Origin of the sequence: Pseudomonas sp. MRSN 12121 (assembly GCF_000931465.1) — a bacterium.
Lineage (GTDB): Bacteria > Pseudomonadota > Gammaproteobacteria > Pseudomonadales > Pseudomonadaceae > Aquipseudomonas.
Genome location: NZ_CP010892.1, coordinates 4,454,809 through 4,474,071, shown reverse-complemented (window position 1 = coordinate 4,474,071; position 19,263 = coordinate 4,454,809). Strand labels below are relative to the sequence as shown.

Here is a 19,263-nt window from a genome sequence, read left to right as displayed (position 1 = left end):
TCATGAACGGGGCAGTGCCAGCGGCGGCATCAGTTCGAAGGCCCCCAGTTGCATGCCTTGCTCATCCACCTGCAGCGCCCAGCCCTGGCGATCCCAGTCGCCCAGCACAATGCGCTTGGCGGCCAGGTCGCCAATCTGCAACTTGTGGATGGCGGGGCGATGCGTGTGGCCATGGACCAGGGTCCGCACCTTGAACTGCTGCATGATCCGCGGCACTTCTTCCGGGGTCACGTCGACAATGTCATTGGCTTTCATGCGGGTCTGCGCGCGGCTTTCGTTGCGCAGCTTGCGCGCCAGCTTGTGCCGGGTGCGCAGCGGCAGGTGCCTGAGGATCCACAGCGAAACCGGGTTGCGCAGGTAACGGCGCATGCGCATATAGGCTTCGTCGCGGGTGCACAGGCTGTCGCCATGCATCAGCAGCACCGGCTCGCCGTAGAAGTCGACCACGCTCGGGTCCGCCAGCAGGGTGGCGCCGGCAGCCTTGCAGAAGGCCTTGCCGAGCATGAAGTCGCGATTGCCATGCATCAGGAAAACCTGCGTGCCGCTGTCGCTGAGCTCGCGCAGTGCCTGGCAAATGGAAAGCTGGTAGGGGGTCATGGCGTCGTCGCCGATCCAGACCTCGAAGAAATCTCCCAGGATGTACAGCGCTTGCGCCGAGCGGGCACGCCCGCCCAGTAAATCCAGAAACGCCCGGGTAATGTCCGGGCGCTCCTCTTCCAGATGCAGATCTGAAATCAGCAGTATCACTCAATGATCTCGGCTTTCTCGATGATCACGTCGTCTGCCGGTACGTCCTGGTGGCCGGCCTTCATGGTGGTGGCCACGCCTTTGATCTTGTCGACCACTTCGGTGCCGGCGATCACTTTGCCGAATACCGCGTAGCCCCAGCCCTGGACGGTCTTGCCGCTGTGGTTGAGAAAGCTGTTGTCGGTGACGTTGATGAAGAACTGCGCGGAGGCCGAATGCGGCTCCATGGTGCGGGCCATGGCGATGGTGTACTTGTCGTTGGAAAGACCGTTGTCGGCTTCGTTCTGGATGCTTGGACGCTTGTCTTTCTTCTCTTTCATGCCTGGCTCGAAACCGCCGCCCTGGATCATGAAGTTACCGATGACGCGGTGGAATACGGTGTTTTCGTAATGACCGGCCTTAACGTATTCGACGAAGTTGGCCACGGTAACCGGGGCTTTCTCGGCGTTCAGTTCCAGCACGATGTCGCCGAAGTTGGTGGTCAGTTTGACTTGGGTCATGATCGGTACTCTTTATAGGGAGGAGCGTTTTCAAGGAATTCCCGGGTTCCGGGCCGGCATGCCGCCGCGGAGCCGCTCTGGCAAAAATCCGCCAAGGTGCGCAGTTTAGCGTGCCGGGCGTGAAATTCGAGGCTGTTTTTTCATTTGCGACGGATTAATCGCGGCAGATTTAAAGCCTGCTCTGTCAGGGGCTTGACTGCATCGGCTATGATGTCCGTTTTGATTTATCAGGCCGCACCGGCCGCGCACTTGTACGTTCAAGGATCCTATGAGCAAGCCCACTGTCGACCCTACCTCGAATTCCAAGACCGGACCGGCCGTGCCGGTCAACTTCCTGCGCCCGATCATCCAGGCGGACCTGGACTCGGGTAAGCACACACAGATCGTGACCCGCTTTCCACCGGAGCCCAACGGTTACCTGCACATCGGTCACGCCAAGTCGATCTGCGTGAACTTCGGCCTGGCCCAGGAGTTCGGCGGCGTCACTCACCTGCGTTTCGACGACACGAACCCGGCCAAGGAAGACCAGGAGTACATCGACGCCATCGAGCGCGACGTGAAGTGGCTGGGCTTCGAATGGGCCGGTGAAGTGCGCTATGCCTCGCAGTATTTCGACCAGCTGCACGACTGGGCCGTGGAACTGATCAAGGCGGGCAAGGCCTATGTCGACGACCTGACTCCCGAGCAGGCCCGGGAATATCGCGGCACCCTCACCGAGCCGGGTAAGAACAGCCCGTTCCGCGATCGCTCCGTGGAGGAGAACCTGGACTGGTTCGCCCGCATGAAGGCCGGCGAGTTCAAGGACGGCGAACGTGTGCTGCGCGCCAAGATCGACATGGCCTCGCCGAACATGAACCTGCGCGACCCGATCCTCTATCGCATCCGTCATGCCCACCACCACCAGACCGGCGACAAGTGGTGCATCTACCCGATCTACGATTTCACCCACGGCCAGTCGGACGCCATCGAGGGCATTACCCACTCGATCTGCACCCTGGAGTTCGAAAGCCACCGTCCGCTGTACGAGTGGTTCCTGGACAACCTGTCGGTGCCCTGCAAGCCGCGCCAGTACGAGTTCAGCCGTCTGAACCTGAACTACACCATCACCAGCAAGCGCAAGCTCAAGCAGCTTGTGGACGAGCAGCACGTCAACGGCTGGGACGACCCGCGCATGTCGACCCTGTCCGGCTTCCGTCGTCGCGGCTACACACCGAAATCCATCCGCAACTTCTGCGAAATGATCGGCACCAACCGTTCCGACGGCGTGGTGGACTTCGGCATGCTGGAATTCAGCATCCGCGACGACCTCGACCAGAGCGCCCCGCGCGCCATGTGCGTGCTGCGTCCGCTGAAGGTGGTGATCACCAACTATCCGGAAGGCCAGGTCGAGAACCTCGAGCTGCCGCGCCATCCGAAAGAAGACATGGGCGTGCGGGTCCTGCCGTTCGCCCGTGAGATCTACATCGACCGCGACGATTTCATGGAAGAGCCGCCCAAGGGCTACAAGCGCCTGGAACCGGCCGGCGAAGTGCGCCTGCGGGGCAGCTACGTGATCCGCGCCGACGAGGCGATCAAGGACGCCGATGGCAACATCGTCGAACTGCGTTGCTCCTACGATCCGGACACCCTGGGCAAGAACCCGGAAGGGCGCAAGGTCAAGGGCGTGATCCACTGGGTGCCGGCCGCTGCCAGCGTCGAGTGCGAGGTGCGCCTGTACGATCGCCTGTTCCGTTCGCCGAACCCGGAGAAAGCCGAAGACGGCGCCAGTTTCCTCGACAACATCAACCCTGACTCCCTGCAGGTCCTTACGGGTTGTCGTGCCGAACCCTCGCTGGGCAACGCACAGCCGGAAGACCGTTTCCAGTTCGAGCGCGAAGGCTACTTCTGCGCGGATCTCAAGGACTCGAAACCGGGCGCACCGGTATTCAACCGTACCGTGACCCTGCGCGACTCCTGGGGTCAGTGATTCAGTCAAGGAATTAACGTGCTTACGATCTACAACACGCTCACCAAGAGCAAAGAAGTCTTCAAGCCGCTGGATGGCAACAAGGTGCGCATGTACGTGTGCGGCATGACCGTGTACGACTACTGCCACCTGGGCCACGGTCGCAGCATGGTCGCCTTCGACCTGGTGACCCGCTGGCTGCGTTTCAGCGGTTACGACCTGACCTATGTGCGCAACATCACCGACATCGACGACAAGATCATCAACCGGGCCAACGAGAACGGCGAGTCGTTCGAGGCGTTGACCGAGCGCATGATCGCCGCGATGCATGAAGACGAAGCGCGCCTGAACATCAAGAAGCCGGACATGGAGCCGCGTGCCACCGACCATATCGCCGGCATGCACGCGATGATCCAGACCCTGATCGACAAGGGCTACGCCTACGCCCCGGGCAACGGCGACGTGTACTACCGCGTCGGCAAGTTCATGGGCTACGGCAAGCTGTCGCGCAAGAAGATCGAAGACCTGCGCATCGGTGCGCGCATCGAAGTCGACGAGTCGAAACAGGACCCGCTGGACTTCGTGCTGTGGAAAGCCGCCAAGCCGGGCGAGCCGAGCTGGGAGTCGCCATGGGGCGCCGGGCGTCCGGGCTGGCACATCGAATGTTCGGTGATGTCCACCTGCTGCTTGGGCGAGACCTTCGACATCCACGGCGGCGGCAGCGACCTCGAGTTCCCGCATCATGAAAACGAGATCGCCCAGAGCGAGGCGGCCACCGGCAAGACCTACGCCAATGCCTGGATGCATTGCGGCATGATCCGCATCAATGGCGAGAAGATGTCCAAGTCCTTGAACAACTTCTTCACCATTCGCGACGTGCTCGACAAGTACCATCCGGAAGTGGTGCGTTACCTGCTGGTGTCGAGCCACTACCGCAGCGCGATCAACTACTCGGAAGACAACCTCAAGGACGCCAAGGGCGCGCTGGAGCGTTTCTACCACGCGCTCAAGGGCCTGCCGAACGTCCCGGCCGCCGGTGGCGAAGCCTTTGTCGAGCGTTTCACCGAGGTGATGAACGACGACTTCGGCACGCCGGAAGCCTGCGCCGTGCTGTTCGAGATGGTCCGCGAGATCAACCGCCTGCGCGAGAGCGATCTCGACGCCGCGGCTGGCCTGGCGGCGCGCCTGCGGGAGCTGGCCGACGTACTGGGCGTGTTGCAGCTGGAAGCCGACGACTTCCTGCAAGCCGGTGCCGTAGGCCGGGTCGACGCGGCGCAGGTCGAAGCGCTGATCCAGGCGCGCCTGGCGGCCCGTGCCAACAAGGACTGGGCCGAGTCCGACCGCATCCGCGACCAGATCACCGCCATGGGCGTGGTGCTGGAAGACGGCAAGGGCGGCACCACCTGGCGCCTGGCCGACTGACCGGTGTAGTGGCTACAAACGAAAACCCGCCTTGTGCGGGTTTTTGTTTGGCTGGCATTTGCGGTCTTTGATGAAAGGAAGGCTTTATCGCGAGCAGTCGTGGGCGACTGGCTATCGCGCGCTTTTTCAGAAGCGAACCTGCTCGCGACCGGCTGCGCAGTGGTCAGCCTTCCTGTTGGCGCAATCTTTTATAGAGGGTATTGCGACTGACCCCCAGCCGCCGCGCCAACAGGGAGATGTTGCCGCCCACCGCCTTGAGTTCATGTTGCAGGTCCTGGGTGTCTTCCGGGGCGATGTTTTCGGGCGCGGCGTGGCGGTTGGCGGGCTCTATTTCCAGGTCGACGAAGAAGTCGTCCGGCAGGTGCTCGGCGCGAATCGGCTGGTCTTCGGCCATGGCCAGGGCCACCTGCATCACGCTGCTGACCTGGCGCAGGTTGCCGGGCCAGGGGTGGCGCTCGAAGAGGTCCTGGACTTCGCGGCTGAGCCCGGCCCATTGGCCGGGTTCGCGGTGTTGTTCCCAGATGCGCTGGAACAGAGCCGGCCGGTCGCTGCGTTCGCGCAGGGGCGGCAGTTCCAGGGTCAGGCCGCCGATGCGGTAGTACAAATCCTCGCGGAAACGCCCCAGTTGCACCTGTTCGCGCAGGGAGCGGTTGGTGGCCGAGATGATGCGGATGTCCACCGGGAACAGTTCGCTGCTGCCCACCGGTTGCACGCAGCGTTCCTGCAACACCCGCAGCAGGCGGGCCTGGGTCGGCAGGGGCATGTCACCGATTTCGTCGAGGAACAGCGTACCTTTGTCGGCTTTGCGGATCAGGCCGATGCTGCCTTTCTGGCTGGCCCCGGTGAAGGCGCCTTTTTCGTAGCCGAACAGTTCGGACTCCACCAGTTCGGCGGGGATCGCCGCACAGTTGACGGCGATCAGCGCCTGCTTGCTGCGCGAGCTGGCCTGGTGCAGCGCCTTGACGAAGACTTCCTTGCCGACCCCGGTCTCGCCGTGGATCAGCAGCGGAATGTCCTTCTCCAGCAGTCGCTCGGCCTGGCGCACGGCCTTTTCCACGCGGCCGTCGCCGAAGTGCAGGGTATCGAGGCTGATACGGTCGTGGTTGGCAGGGGCGGGCCGGGCAGGGGGCGCAGTGAAAATCCGGGCCTGGACCGGCACCTGCCGCGGTCGCTTGAGCAGACAGTGGAAACGGTTGCGTCCGGCGGCCTGCAGGGCGAAGGGCAGGCCCTCGGGCTGGTTGAGCAGCTCCAGCAGGGACACTTGGAACAGGCTGTCGATGGCCACCCGCGACAGGCTGAGGCCCAGCAGGTTGTCGGCGCGGCGGTTGGCCGACAGCACCTGGCCGCTTTCGTCGAAGATCAGCAGGCCGGCCCACTGGCTGTCGAGGTTGTTCAGCCCGGTGTTGAAGGTCAGCTGGAAATGCCGGCCTTCGAAGAGGTTGAGGATCAGCCGGTTTTCCACCGTCTGGCTCATCATCTTGACCATGCCCAGAGTATGGGACGGCGGCAGGTAGCTGTCGCTGGAAACGTCCAGCACCGCGATCACCCGGCGTTCGGTATCGAAGATCGGCGCCGCCGAGCCGGTCATGAAGCGGTTGGCCTTGAGAAAGTGTTCGTCGTGTTCGATATGCACCGCCTGCTCGCACGCCAGGGCCGTGCCGATGGCGTTGGTCCCGCTGCAGTGTTCCAGCCAGCTGGCGCCGGCGCTGAAACCGCGGGCCAGGCCGGGTTCGATGAAGCGCTGGGTGCCCCAGGACGTCAGTACCTGGCCCTGGTTGTCGGCGAGCATGATCAGGCAATTGGAGTTGCTGAGGATGTTCTCGTAATAGGGCAGCACCTCCTGATGAGTGGTCTGCACCAGGGCGTGCTGGCTCTCCAGCAACTGGGCGATGCGCTCGGCGGGCAACTGGTCGAAGGCGGGCGCGCTCTGGTGGTTGAGGCCGAAGGCCCGGCAGCGGCTCCAGGAGTCCTGGACGATGGTTTCGTGAGACAGCGGTGAGGCAGGTGCGCTCATGGCGGTAGGTCTCTGCAAACGCTTTTATTGTTGTTATGGAGCTACATCAGACGGTGGCGCCCATGTAGCCGCTGCCAAGCGTGCGAGGCTGCGATCGGCAACGCAGTTGCCGCAACACCTGCCTGCGCGATCGATCGGGAAAAACGCGTCGGCCGGTTTACGGCTGTGCCGCCCATCGCAGCCTGCCAGCGGCTGCATAAAGCAACCCTGGCGGCGAAAACGTCCATCCAGTGTTGTTCACGATTGTTCATTGTCAACCGCCTAAGTGTTCAGTTGTTCAGTGCCGATTGTTCATTTCTGTTCAGTCGCGCAATGGCGGATTTCCGGTCTGCATATAAACCCCAGCCTTATCAGCAGCTTGGCCGCAGGCCGCGGTTCCTGGCACGAAAGTCGCTCTGCTGCCCGGGTCGCTTGACTCCAATAATAAAAAGGCCGAGCCATGTCATTAACGCTGGAGCATGTCAGCCGTGTCGTCGAAGGCCAGAGCTGGATCGATGACATCTCGCTACGCTTTGAACCCGGTTCCTTCAATGTGCTGCTGGGGCGCACGCTGTCCGGCAAGACCAGCCTGATGCGCCTGATCGCCGGCCTCGACAAGCCTGCCAGCGGGCGCATCCTGATGAACGGCGTGGATGTCACCGGCCGCCCGGTGCGGTTGCGCAATGTGTCGATGGTTTATCAGCAGTTCATCAACTACCCGACCATGACCGTGTTCGAGAACATCGCCTCGCCGCTGCGCCAGGCCGGCGTGGCTGCCGAGCTGATCCAGAGCAAGGTGCTGGAGACGGCGAAGATGCTGCGGATCGAGAAGTTCCTGCAACGCCATCCACTGGAGCTGTCCGGTGGCCAGCAGCAGCGCACCGCGATGGCCCGGGCGCTGGTCAAGGATGCCGAGCTGATCCTGTTCGACGAGCCGCTGGTCAACCTCGACTACAAGCTGCGCGAAGAGCTGCGCCAGGAAATGCGCGAGCTGTTCCAGGCCCGCCATACCATCGCCATCTACGCCACCACCGAGCCCAACGAGGCGCTGGCCCTGGGCGGCACCACCACGCTGTTGCACGAGGGCCGCCTGGTGCAGAGCGGCAAGACCCCCGAGGTCTATCACCAGCCGCAGACGGTGCTGGCCGCCGAGCTGTTCTCCGAGCCGCCGATCAACCTGATGCCGGGGCGCATCGCCGGCAACGAAGTGAGCTTCGCCAACTTCGTGCACTTTCCCCTGAACGTGGACCTGCGCCCGGTGGGCGAGGGCGAGTTCCGCTTCGGCGTGCGCCCCAGTCACATCTCCCTGGTGCCGAGCAACGACGACGACCTGGAACTGGCGGTGACCGTCGAAGTGGCCGAGATCAGCGGTTCGGAAACCTTCCTGCACGTGCGCAACGAGCATTTCCTGCTGGTGCTGCACCTGCCCGGCGTGCACGAGTACGACGTCGACGCGCCGATTCGCATTTATATCCCCACCCACAAACTGTTCGTCTTCGATGCCCAGGGCCGCCTGGTCCAGGCGCCGGGACGACGCGTCGCGAGGGTTGCCTGATGGCCGAGATCCGCTTGCACAACCTCGCACACAGTTACACCAACACTCCGGCGGGCCCGGAGGACTATGCGATCCGGGAAATGAACCATGTCTGGGAGCAGGGCGGCGCCTATGCCTTGCTCGGGCCGTCCGGCTGCGGCAAGTCGACCTTGCTCAACATCATTTCCGGGCTGCTCAGCCCCTCCCAGGGCCAGGTGCTGTTCGATACCCGGGTGGTCAACGAGTTGAGCCCGTCGCTGCGCAACATCGCCCAGGTGTTCCAGTTCCCGGTGGTCTACGACACCATGACCGTGTTCGACAACCTGGCCTTCCCGCTGCGCAACCAGGGCATGGCCGAGGCCCGGGTGCACAGCAAGGTGCAGGAGATCGCCGAGGTCCTCGACCTGCAGGCGCTGCTGGACAAGAAGGCGCGCAACCTCAGCGCCGACGAAAAGCAGAAGGTCTCCATGGGCCGCGGCCTGGTGCGCGACGACGTGTCGGCGATCCTCTTCGACGAGCCGCTGACGGTGATCGACCCGCACCTGAAGTGGAAGCTGCGGCGCAAGCTCAAGCAGATCCATGAGCAGTTCAACATCACCATGGTCTATGTCACCCACGACCAACTGGAGGCCTCGACCTTCGCCGACAAGATCGCGGTGATGTACGGCGGACAGATTGTCCAGTTCGGCACGCCACGGGAGTTGTTCGAGCGGCCGAGCCACACCTTTGTCGGCTACTTCATCGGCAGCCCGGGGATGAACCTGATCGAGGTCCGGGCCGAGGCCGGCGGCGTCGGGTTCGCGGGGACGCATCTGGCGCTGCCCGAAGCCTTGCAACAACGCATTGCCGAGAGCGATTACCGAAGCCTGAAAGTCGGTATCCGCCCCGAGTTCATCCACGTCTGGGACGAGCCCTACGAGGAGGCCCTGCAGGCCGAGGTGGTGCATGTCGAAGACCTGGGCACCTACAAGATCATGACCCTGGACCTCGACGGCGCCCCCTTGAAAGTGCGCCTGGCCGAAGATAAACCTGTGCCGCAAGGGCGTGCCTGGATCAGTTTTCCGGCGCAGTGGCTGATGGTCTACGCCGACGAATACCTGCTGGAGGCCCACACCACCAACGAGGTTCAGCCATGAACAAAGTGCAGAATAACAAGGCCTGGTGGCTGGTATTGCCGGTGTTCCTGCTGGTGGCCTTCAGTGCGGTGATCCCGATGATGACCGTGGTCAACTACTCGGTGCAGGACATCTTCGACCAGTCCAGCCGCTACTTCGTCGGCGCCGACTGGTACCGCCAGGTGCTGCTCGACCCCCGGCTGCACGATTCGCTGCTGCGCCAGTTCATCTATTCGGCCTGCGTGCTGCTGATCGAAATCCCCTTAGGCATAGCCATCGCCCTGACCATGCCGAGCAAGGGCCGCTGGTCGTCGGTGGTGCTGATCATCCTGGCCATTCCCTTGCTGATCCCGTGGAACGTGGTGGGCACCATCTGGCAGATCTTCGGCCGGGCCGACATCGGCCTGATGGGGTCGGCGCTGAATGCCCTGGGCATCAACTACAACTATGCGGCCAACACCATGGATGCCTGGGTCACGGTGCTGGTGATGGACGTGTGGCACTGGACCTCGCTGGTGGCACTGCTCTGCTATTCGGGGCTGCGGGCGATTCCCGACGTGTATTACCAGGCGGCGCGCATCGACCGGGCGTCGAACTGGGCGGTGTTCCGCCATATCCAGTTGCCGAAGATGAAGAGCGTGCTGCTGATCGCGGTAATGCTGCGCTTCATGGACAGCTTCATGATCTACACCGAGCCGTTCGTGCTCACCGGCGGCGGCCCGGGCAACGCCACGACCTTCCTCAGCCAGACCCTGACGCAAATGGCCATCGGCCAGTTCGACCTGGGCCCGGCCGCGGCGTTCTCCCTGGTGTATTTCCTGATCATCCTGTTGGTGTCCTGGCTGTTCTACACCGCCATGACCCACTCCGACGCCAATCGCTGAGGGTGCCGCCATGACCAAGCGCAAGCTGATCCCGCTGCTGCTCTATATCCTGTTCCTGCTGGTGCCGATCTACTGGCTGCTGAACATGTCGTTCAAGAGCAACAACGAAATCCTCGGCAGCCTGACCCTGTGGCCACAGGACTTCACCTGGCACAACTACAAGGTGATCTTCACTGATCCCAGCTGGTACACCGGTTACCTCAACTCGCTGTACTACGTCAGCCTGAACACCGTGATTTCCCTGAGCGTGGCGTTGCCGGCGGCCTATGCGTTCTCGCGGTACCGCTTCCTCGGCGACAAGCACCTGTTCTTCTGGCTGTTGACCAACCGCATGGCGCCGCCGGCGGTGTTCCTGTTGCCGTTCTTCCAGTTGTATTCGTCCATTGGCCTGTTCGATACGCACATTGCCGTGGCCCTGGCCCATTGCCTGTTCAACGTGCCGCTGGCGGTGTGGATCCTCGAGGGCTTCATGTCCGGGGTGCCGAAGGAAATCGACGAGACGGCCTACATCGACGGCTACAGCTTTCCCCGGTTCTTCGTGAAGATCTTCGTCCCGCTGATCGGCTCGGGGATCGGCGTCACGGCATTTTTCTGCTTCATGTTTTCCTGGGTCGAGCTGCTGCTGGCGCGGACCCTGACCTCGGTGAACGCCAAGCCGATCGCCGCGGTGATGACCCGCACCGTCTCCGCCTCCGGTATCGACTGGGGCGTGCTGGCGGCGGCCGGGGTGCTGACCATTCTGCCGGGCATGCTGGTGATCTGGTTTGTCCGCAACCATGTGGCCAAGGGCTTTGCCCTGGGCCGGGTATGAGGAAGCGCTGATGGAATGGATGAACTGGACCGCCCCGACGGCGGCGTTCTTTGGCGTGATTGCCGCGATCCTGCTGGGCATGACCAGTTGGGAGTTGCGTTCGCCGAGCATCCCTCGGCGTGGTTTCCTGCCGATTGCCACCACCCGTGGCGATCGACTGTTTATCGGTCTTCTCGGCAGCGCCTACCTGCATCTGCTGGTAATCGGCGTCACCGACTGGAGCATCTGGGTGGCGTTCGCGCTGTCCCTGGTGTGGCTGTTGGCTGTGATGCGTTGGGGCTAGTCGGGCGCGTGCGCGGTGGTCCTGCTTCGAAATTCAACCGGGAGGTCTCTATGTTCGACAAAAACAATAAGCTGCGACATAGCGTGTCATTGGCGGCCATGCTGGCCCTGAGCGGCTTGAGCGCGACGGCCTGGGCCGATGCCTACGAGGATGCCGCGAAGAAATGGATCGGCAGCGAGTTCAAGCCATCCACCCTGACCGCGGCACAACAGCTGGAAGAGTTGAAGTGGTTCATCAAGGCGTCCGAGCCGTTTCGCGGGATGAAGATCAACGTGGTCTCGGAAACCATCGCCACCCATGAATACGAGTCCAAGGTGCTGGCCAAGGCCTTCAGTGAAATCACCGGGATCCAGCTGACCCACGACCTGCTGCAGGAAGGCGACGTGGTGGAGAAGCTGCAGACCCAGATGCAGTCGGACAAGAACATCTACGACGGCTGGGTCAACGACTCCGACCTGATCGGCACGCATTTCCGCTACGGCAAGACCGAAGCCATTACCGACCTGATGGCCAACGAGGGCAAGGACTTCACCTCGCCGACCCTGGACATCAAGGACTTCATCGGCATCTCCTTCACCACCGCGCCGGACGGCAAGATCTACCAGTTGCCCGACCAGCAGTTCGCCAACTTGTACTGGTTCCGCGCCGACTGGTTCGAGCGCGCCGACCTGAAAGCCAAGTTCAAGGAAAAGTACGGCTACGAGCTGGGCGTGCCGGTGAACTGGTCGGCCTATGAGGACATCGCCAAGTTCTTCAGCGAGGACGTCAAGGAGATCGACGGCAAGCGGGTCTACGGGCACATGGACTACGGCAAGAAAGACCCGTCCCTGGGCTGGCGCTTCACCGACGCCTGGTTCTCCATGGCCGGCGGCGGCGACAAGGGCTTGCCCAATGGCCTGCCCGTGGACGAGTGGGGCATCCGTGTCGAGGATTGCCATCCGGTAGGTTCCAGCGTGACCCGTGGTGGCGATACCAACGGCCCGGCGGCGGTGTTCGCCACCACCAAGTACGTGGATTGGATGAAGAAGTATGCGCCACCGGAAGCGGCGGGCATGACTTTCTCCGAATCCGGGCCGGTGCCGTCCCAGGGCAATATCGCCCAGCAGATCTTCTGGTACACCGCCTTCACCGCCGACATGACCAAGCCGGGCCTGGCGGTGATGAACGCCGATGGCACGCCGAAATGGCGCATGGCACCGTCGCCGCGCGGACCGTACTGGGAGGAGGGCATGAAGCTGGGGTATCAGGACGTGGGTTCCTGGACCTTCATGAAGTCGACCCCGGAGAAGCAGAAACTCGCGGCCTGGCTCTATGCCCAGTTCGTGACCTCCAAGACCGTGTCGCTGAAGAAGACCATCGTCGGTTTGACGCCGATCCGCGAGTCGGACATCAACTCCCAGGCGATGACCGACCTGGCGCCGAAACTCGGCGGGCTGGTGGAGTTCTATCGTAGCCCGGCCCGTGTGCAGTGGACGCCGACCGGCACCAACGTGCCGGACTATCCGCGCCTGGCGCAGCTGTGGTGGAGCCATATCGCCGAAGCCGCCAGCGGCGAGAAGACCCCGCAACAGGCACTCGATGGCCTGGCCAAGGATCAGGACGCGATCATGACGCGGCTCGAACGCTCCAAGGCCCAGGCCACTTGTGCGCCGAAAATGAACCCCGAGCGTGACGCGCAATACTGGTTCGACCAGCCGGGCGCGCCGAAGCCGAAACTGGCCAACGAGAAGCCCCAGGGCGAAACCGTGAGCTACAACGAACTGCTCAAGTCGTGGGAGGCGGCGCGCAAGTAAGGGGGTAGATCTGTCATGCACAACGGCACCTTCGGGTGCCGTTGTGTTTTCGCCGTAGTGGTGGAGGAGCATGTAGCGCCGGTGACCTGTAGGAGCGAGGCTTGCCCGCGAAAACGATCTTCTGGCCGGCGCAGACCTTCAGGCAAGTGTCGCCAGCCGCTCCACAGTATCGGGAAAGCGCTGTACCAGGCGGATCAGGGTCGTGGCCTGAGCGTTGGGTTTTGCGCGCCCTTGTTCCCAGTTTTCCAGGGTCCGGGTGTTGGTGCGCAGGTACATGGCAAACACCGAGCGGGACAGGTTCAGTTGTTCGCGCACCGCCAGCACTTCTTCGGCGGTGATCGGCAGCAAGGCGTTCAGCTTCACCTTGTGGGTGCGCAGTGTGATTTTGCCCTCGCGCTCCTTGGCCAGGGCGTCGAAACCTTCGACCAGTTCGGAAAAGATGTCACGTTTCATGTTGGGTCCTCGCCTCGATTTCCTGGTTCAGCAGGTGCTTGAGCAGTTTCTTCTGGTGCGGTGCCAGGTCGTCCTGCTGGTTCTTCGCGTAAAGGGTAAAGAGCCAGAACTGAGCGCCCGCGCACCAGCAGTAATAAATCACCCTGATCCCGCTGCGCTTGCCCTTGTGCCGGCGTTCATCGACAAAGCGCAGCTTGCGCAAGCCGCCGGTGCCTTCGATGAGGTCGCCGGCCTGCGGGTTCTTCAGCAACTCCAGCTGCAGGCTGTGAAACAGCTCATCGTCCAGGAGGCCCTGGCGATGGCGCTGGAACGGGGGCAGTTCGATAAAAAGGGCGTCCATGCTCTGTACGTTACCTACGTATATATTCTGGGGGATTGACTGAAAGATCAAGGCGTCGAACCGGTCGTTGGTCGCCTTTTAATGACCTTAGATGGCGGGCACAGGGACGGACGTAGGGCATTTCTTGAACGTGGGAAAGGCAATTCCTTTCACGTGGAAGGGGAGGGCATGGGTTTTTCCCGGGCAAACAAAACGGCGCCCGAAGGCGCCGTTTGTTTTACCGCGGAAGGTGCTTGAGCGATCAGCCCGCCAGACCGGATTGCTGGACCAGGGTCAGCAGCGGTTGTGGGTAGACGCCCAGGAAGAACGCCAGGACCGCGATGGCCAGCAGCATCACGCCACCCGCCTTCTGTTCCCAGTGCAGCTGGGCGTCGACGCGGCGCAGGTTCGGCTCGATCAGGTACAGGGTGACCATCACGCGCAGGTAGTAGAACACGCCGATGGCGCTGCCCAGGACCAGGGAACCGACCAGCCACCACTGATGCGCTTCGACACCGGTGGCGATGATGTAGAACTTGCCGATGAAGCCCGCGGTCAGCGGAATACCGGCCAGGGACAGCATCATCACGGTCAGTACGGCGGTCAGGTACGGACGGCGCCAGAACAGGCCGCGGTACTCGTACAGGGCGTCCGCGTCGCGGCCCTTGTAAGGCGAGGACATCAGGGTGATCACGCCGAAGGCGCCGAGGCTGGTGATCACGTAGGTGACCAGGTAGACGCCGATGGCTTCCATCGCCAGGCCCTTGCTCGCCACCAGGGCGATCAGCAGGTAACCGAAGTGCGCGATGGACGAGTAACCCAGCAGACGCTTGAGGTTGCTCTGGGTCAGCGCCAGCAGGTTACCGAACAGGATCGAGGCGATCGCGATCACGGTCAGCACGGTGTTCAGGACACCGCTGCTGGCCACTGGCGAGATCTGGAACAGGCGCACCATCACCGCGAACACCGCCACCTTGCTCGCGGTGGCCAGGAAGGCCGCCACCGGCGCCGGGGCGCCTTCGTAGACGTCCGGGGTCCACAGGTGGAACGGCACCAGCGACAGCTTGAAGGCCAGGCCGATCAGCATCATGCCCAGGCCCAGTTGGGCCAGCGGGCTAGGCAGGCCGGTCGCGGCCAGGGCCTGGCCGATGCCGTTGAAGCTCAGGCTGCCGGCTTCGGCGTAGAGCAGGGCCATGCCGAACAGCAGGAACGCGGAGCCGGCGGCCGACAGCACCATGTACTTGATGCCGGCTTCCAGCGAGCGCTTGTTGAAGAAGGCATACGCCACCAGGCCGTAGACCGGTACCGAGAGCAGCTCCAGGCCGATGAACAAGCCGGCCAGGTGTTGCGCGCTGACCAGCACCAGGCCGCCGGCGGCGGCCATCAGGATCAGCAGGTACAGCTCTTCGCGGTTGCCCGGGTAGCCGGTGCCGCCGTCGCCCAGGTAGGCATGGGCGAGGGTGACGCAGGCCAGGGTGGCCACCAGGATCAGCGCCATGTACAGGCAGGCGAACTGGTCGATCTGCAACAGTGGAGTCACCGCCAGGGGGGCGACTTTCAAGGCCGGCAGGATCGACAGCAATGCCAGGTTCAGGCCGGCGACCGACAGCAGGAAGGTTTGCGCATGGTTGCGACGCCAGGCGATCGCCAGCATCACCACAACGATGGTGAGGCTGGTGATCAACAGCGGCGCAAGCGCGATAAAGTGTTGAATCGTAAAGTCCATAGCGCTCTTACCGGGCCGAAGCGAGTTGAGTGAAGGCGGTGCCGAGCCATTGCTGCACGCCATGCATCGTAGCGGCAGAGGTATCGAGGAACGGTTGCGGGTAGACGCCGAGGTACACCAGCAGCGCTGCCAGGCCGAGCACCATGATCAGTTCGCGAGCATCCATGCCGTGCAGTACCGCGTCCGACTTGGCCGGACCGAAGTAGGCACGGTGGATCATGATCAGCGAGTAGACCGAACCGAATACCAGGCCGGAGGTGGCGATCGCGGTGATCCACGGAGCGCTGGCGAAGGTACCGATCAGGATCAGGAACTCGCCGACGAAGTTGCCGGTTCCCGGCAGGCCCAGGGATGCGGCGGCGAAGAACAGGCTGATCGCCGGCAGGTAGGCGATCTTCGACCACAGGCCGCCCATTTCACGCATGTCGCGGGTGTGGGTGCGTTCGTACAGCTGGCCGCTGAGGATAAACAGCGCCGCCGCCGACAGGCCGTGGGCCAGCATCTGGATCACCGCGCCTTGCAGGGCCTGCTGGCTGCCGGAGTAGATACCGATCAGCACGAAGCCCATGTGCGAAACGCTGGAGAAGGCGATCAGGCGCTTGATGTCGGTCTGGGCGAAGGCCAGGAAGGCACCGTAGAAAATCCCGATCAGGCCCAGGGTCATGGCGATCGGCGCGAACTCGGCCGAGGCGTTCGGGAACAGCGGCAGGGCGAAGCGCAGCAGGCCGTAGGCCGCAGTCTTCAGCAGGATACCCGCCAGGTCCACGGAGCCTGCGGTCGGTGCCTGGGCGTGAGCGTCAGGCAGCCAGGAGTGGAACGGCACCACCGGCAGCTTCACCGCGAACGCGATGAAGAAACCCAGCATCAGCACGTATTCGGTGGCGGTCGACATCTTGGTCTTCAACAGATCGGCGTAGTTGAAGGTAATCACGCCGGTGTTGTTGAAGTTGACCAGTACCAGGCCGAGGATCGCCACCAGCATGATCAGGCCGGAAGCCTGGGTGAAGATGAAGAACTTGGTCGCTGCGTAGATCCGGGTCTTCTTGCCGTCCGAGGAGCTGTGACCCCAGAGCGCGATGAGGAAGTACATCGGCACCAGCATCATTTCCCAGAAGAAGAAGAACATGAACAGGTCGAGGGCGAGGAACACGCCGACGACGCCGCCCAGGATCCACATCAGGTTCAGGTGGAAGAAGCCCACGTGACGCTGGATCTCTTTCCACGAGCAGAGGACCGAAAGCACGCCCAGCAGGCCGGTCAGCAGGATCATCAGCAGCGACAGGCCATCGAGGGCCAGGTGCACGTTGATGCCGAAGCGCTGGATCCAGACGTGCTTGAACTCTAGGGTCCAGGTCGGATCGGCACCGGGGGCCGGAGCGAATGAATAGTCACCATGGGCCCACAGCCAGAGGCCGAGAGCGAGTTCCAGGGACATGGTCAACAGCGCAATCCAGCGGGGGAGGGTGGCGCCGAAGCGCTCACCCATCCAGCACAGCAGGCCGCCGATGAAGGGGATCAGGATTAGCCAAGGCAGAATCATGACGGGCTCAATTCCTTTCGCAAGTTCGCAAGGTTCATATCAGACCGCTACCAGCACGACGGCGCCGATAACCAGCACGGCACCCGCAGCCATCGAGGCGGCGTACCAACGCAGTTGACCGGTTTCCGTACGGCTCAGGGAGTTGTGGCCCCCTTTGGCCAGGCGCGGGATCAGACCGATGGTCTGGTCGAGCGGGTCTTTGCGCAGTACATGGCTGATCGCCAGATATGGCTTGACGAACAGTTTGTCGTAGATCCAGTCGAAGCCCCAGGCAGCGAACCACCAGGCCGAGAGGACGCGGCCGATACCGCTGTTGGCGACGGCGCTGACGAAGCGGCGCTTGCCGAGGAACAGCAGCGCGGCCAGCAGGATACCGGCGATGGCGATGGCGCCCGAGGCGATTTCCAGGCTGTGCTTGGCTTCGCCGCCGGCATGGCCGACGCTTTGCGGCAGCACGCCGTGCAGCGGCGGGGTGATCATCGCGCCGATGGCGGTCGACAGGATGATCAGCACCGACAGCGGCAGCCAGTGGCTGATGCCATGGCCGGCATGGGCTTCGGTCTTCGCTTCGCCGTGGAAGGTGATGAAGATCAGGCGGAAGGTGTACAGCGAGGTCATGAAGGCCCCCACCAGACCGGCATACAGCAGACCTTCGTTACCGCTGGCAAAGGCTTCCCAGAGGATCTCGTCCTTGGAGTAGAAGCCGGCGGTGACCAGGGGCAGGGCCGCCAGGGCCGCGCCGCCGACGATGAAGCTGGCGTAGGCCAGCGGCAGCTTCTTCCACAGGCCGCCCATCTTGAAGATGTTCTGCTCGTGGTGGCAGGCGACGATCACCGCACCGGAGGCAAGGAACAGCAGGGCCTTGAAGAAGGCGTGGGTCATCAGGTGGAAGATCGCGCCGTCCCAGGCGCCAACGCCCAGGGCCAGGAACATGTAGCCGATCTGGCTCATGGTCGAGTAGGCGAGGATACGCTTGATATCGGTCTGCACCAGCGCGGCGAAGCCGGCCAGCACCAGGGTCACGCCACCGACCACGCCCACCAGGTGCAGGATGTCCGGCGCCAGGGTGAACAGGCCGTGGGTACGGGCGATCAGGTAGACACCGGCGGTCACCATGGTCGCGGCGTGGATCAGTGCCGAAACCGGGGTAGGGCCGGCCATCGCGTCCGCCAGCCAGGTCTGCAACGGCAGCTGGGCGGATTTACCGACCGCGCCACCGAGCAGCATCAGGGTCGCCAGGGTGATCCAGAAGTCGCCAGCCTGGAACTTCTGCGGTGCCAGGACCAGCAGTTGCTGGATGTTCAGGGTGCCCAGCTGCTGGAACAGGATGAACAGGCCGATGGCCATGAACACGTCGCCGATCCGGGTCACGATGAACGCCTTGAGTGCCGCGTTACCGTTGTTGCGGTTGCTGTAGTAGAAACCGATCAGCAGGTACGAGCACAGGCCCACGCCTTCCCAGCCGAAGTACAGGAACAGCAGGTCGTCGCCCAGGACCAGGAACAGCATGCTGGCGATGAACAGGTTGGTGTAGGAGAAGAAGCGCGAGTAGCCGTCTTCACCCCGCATGTACCAGGACGCGAACAGGTGGATCAGGAAGCCCACGCCCACCACCACGCCGAGCATGGTCACGGACAGGCCGTCCAGGTACAGGGCGAAGGTCGGCTTGAAGTCGCCCACGGCGATCCATTGCCACAGCACCTGGGTGACATGGCCACCCTCGGGCGGGGCGACGTTGAATTGCCAGATCACATAGGCCGCGACAATCGCCGACAAGCCGATGGAGCCGACGCCGATCAGGGCAGAGAGGTTTTCCGAGAAGCGTCCACGGGAGAACGACAACAGCAGGAAACCGATCAGGGGGAACACGAAAGTCAGATAGAGAAGGTTCATCCGCGCATCTCGCTGGCAGCGTCGATATCGAGAGTGTGGAAGCGGCGATACAGCTGCAGCAGGATCGCCAGGCCGATACTGGCCTCGGCGGCTGCGAGGCTGATCACCAGGATGAACATGACTTGTCCATCCGGCTGCGCCCAGCGGGCGCCTGCGACGATGAACGCCAGTGCCGAGGCGTTCATCATCACTTCCAGGCTCATCAATACGAAGAGAATGTTGCGGCGGACCATCAGGCCGACCAGACCGAGGCAGAACAGGATGCCGGCGACAGCCAGGCCATGTTCCAGGGGGATAGCAGGCAT

At 62.8% G+C, this 19,263-nt stretch carries 17 protein-coding genes; 8 read left to right on the top strand and 9 right to left on the bottom strand.

The window, feature by feature from the left end:
• Together lpxH and TO66_RS20335 are read right to left on the bottom strand one after the other, a co-directional pair.
• A complete protein-coding gene (lpxH, locus tag TO66_RS20340) occupies positions 1-747 on the bottom strand; it encodes a UDP-2,3-diacylglucosamine diphosphatase (RefSeq protein ID WP_044463951.1) in 747 nt (248 codons plus the stop codon).
• Complete coding sequence (locus TO66_RS20335) at positions 744-1,247, bottom strand: peptidylprolyl isomerase (protein ID WP_044463950.1); 504 nt, start codon at positions 1,245-1,247, stop codon at positions 744-746. Before TO66_RS20335 ends, lpxH begins: the two co-directional genes overlap by 4 nt.
• Before the next feature lie 268 nt (positions 1,248-1,515).
• Here TO66_RS20335 and TO66_RS20330 point away from each other — a divergent pair, with 268 nt between their 5' ends.
• Entirely contained in the window at positions 1,516-3,213 is a 1,698-nt protein-coding gene (locus TO66_RS20330) for a glutamine--tRNA ligase/YqeY domain fusion protein (protein ID WP_044463949.1), read from the top strand.
• A gap of 18 nt (positions 3,214-3,231) precedes the next feature.
• Entirely contained in the window at positions 3,232-4,614 is a 1,383-nt protein-coding gene (gene cysS / locus TO66_RS20325) for a cysteine--tRNA ligase (RefSeq protein WP_044463948.1), read from the top strand.
• 163 nt (positions 4,615-4,777) lie between these two features.
• Here cysS and TO66_RS20320 read toward each other — a convergent pair whose 3' ends face one another.
• Positions 4,778-6,628, bottom strand: a complete 1,851-nt coding sequence (locus TO66_RS20320) for a sigma-54-dependent Fis family transcriptional regulator (RefSeq protein WP_044463947.1) — start codon at positions 6,626-6,628, stop codon at positions 4,778-4,780.
• Between the two features lie 439 nt (positions 6,629-7,067).
• On the opposite strand from TO66_RS20320, the gene TO66_RS20315 reads away from it, so the two are divergent.
• Genes TO66_RS20315 through TO66_RS20290 form a run of 6 tightly spaced genes read left to right on the top strand, consistent with a single transcriptional unit; the run spans position 7,068 to position 13,027 of the window.
• Positions 7,068-8,162: an ABC transporter ATP-binding protein gene (locus TO66_RS20315; RefSeq protein WP_044463946.1), complete on the top strand. Its 1,095-nt coding sequence runs from the start codon at positions 7,068-7,070 to the stop codon at positions 8,160-8,162.
• Entirely contained in the window at positions 8,162-9,277 is a 1,116-nt protein-coding gene (locus TO66_RS20310; RefSeq protein WP_044463945.1) for an ABC transporter ATP-binding protein, read from the top strand. The genes TO66_RS20315 and TO66_RS20310 overlap by 1 nt, the downstream gene beginning before the upstream one ends.
• On the top strand, positions 9,274-10,140 hold the full coding sequence (locus tag TO66_RS20305) for a carbohydrate ABC transporter permease (protein WP_009049796.1): 867 nt from the start codon (positions 9,274-9,276) through the stop codon (positions 10,138-10,140). Before TO66_RS20310 ends, TO66_RS20305 begins: the two co-directional genes overlap by 4 nt.
• Positions 10,141-10,150: 10 nt before the next feature.
• Positions 10,151-10,951 carry a carbohydrate ABC transporter permease gene (locus TO66_RS20300; protein WP_044463944.1) on the top strand — a complete coding sequence of 267 codons (801 nt, stop codon included), beginning with the start codon at positions 10,151-10,153 and terminating at the stop codon, positions 10,949-10,951.
• Between the two features lie 10 nt (positions 10,952-10,961).
• Positions 10,962-11,234, top strand: coding sequence for a DUF2160 domain-containing protein (locus tag TO66_RS20295; protein WP_044463943.1), 273 nt, complete (start codon positions 10,962-10,964; stop codon positions 11,232-11,234).
• A 50-nt stretch (positions 11,235-11,284) separates the two neighbouring features.
• Entirely contained in the window at positions 11,285-13,027 is a 1,743-nt protein-coding gene (locus TO66_RS20290) for an ABC transporter substrate-binding protein (protein ID WP_044463942.1), read from the top strand.
• Positions 13,028-13,165: 138 nt separating this feature from the next.
• On the opposite strand, the gene TO66_RS20285 is transcribed toward TO66_RS20290, so the two are convergent.
• The 6 genes from TO66_RS20285 to nuoK form a co-directional block, all read right to left on the bottom strand.
• Positions 13,166-13,480 (bottom strand): DNA-binding transcriptional regulator, encoded by a 315-nt coding sequence (locus TO66_RS20285; protein WP_044463941.1) that lies wholly within the window; start codon positions 13,478-13,480, stop codon positions 13,166-13,168.
• Entirely contained in the window at positions 13,470-13,820 is a 351-nt protein-coding gene (locus TO66_RS20280) for a hypothetical protein (RefSeq protein ID WP_044463940.1), read from the bottom strand. The genes TO66_RS20285 and TO66_RS20280 overlap by 11 nt, the downstream gene beginning before the upstream one ends.
• Before the next feature lie 241 nt (positions 13,821-14,061).
• On the bottom strand, positions 14,062-15,525 hold the full coding sequence (nuoN, locus tag TO66_RS20275) for an NADH-quinone oxidoreductase subunit NuoN (protein WP_044463939.1): 1,464 nt from the start codon (positions 15,523-15,525) through the stop codon (positions 14,062-14,064).
• Positions 15,526-15,532: 7 nt separating this feature from the next.
• The gene (gene nuoM, locus TO66_RS20270; protein WP_044463938.1) at positions 15,533-17,065 is read right to left on the bottom strand and encodes an NADH-quinone oxidoreductase subunit M; all 1,533 of its coding nucleotides are present in this window, start codon (positions 17,063-17,065) and stop codon (positions 15,533-15,535) included.
• Positions 17,066-17,104: 39 nt separating this feature from the next.
• Positions 17,105-18,958 carry an NADH-quinone oxidoreductase subunit L gene (nuoL, locus tag TO66_RS20265; protein WP_044463937.1) on the bottom strand — a complete coding sequence of 618 codons (1,854 nt, stop codon included), beginning with the start codon at positions 18,956-18,958 and terminating at the stop codon, positions 17,105-17,107.
• Positions 18,955-19,263 (bottom strand): NADH-quinone oxidoreductase subunit NuoK, encoded by a 309-nt coding sequence (nuoK, locus tag TO66_RS20260; protein ID WP_044463936.1) that lies wholly within the window; start codon positions 19,261-19,263, stop codon positions 18,955-18,957. Before nuoK ends, nuoL begins: the two co-directional genes overlap by 4 nt.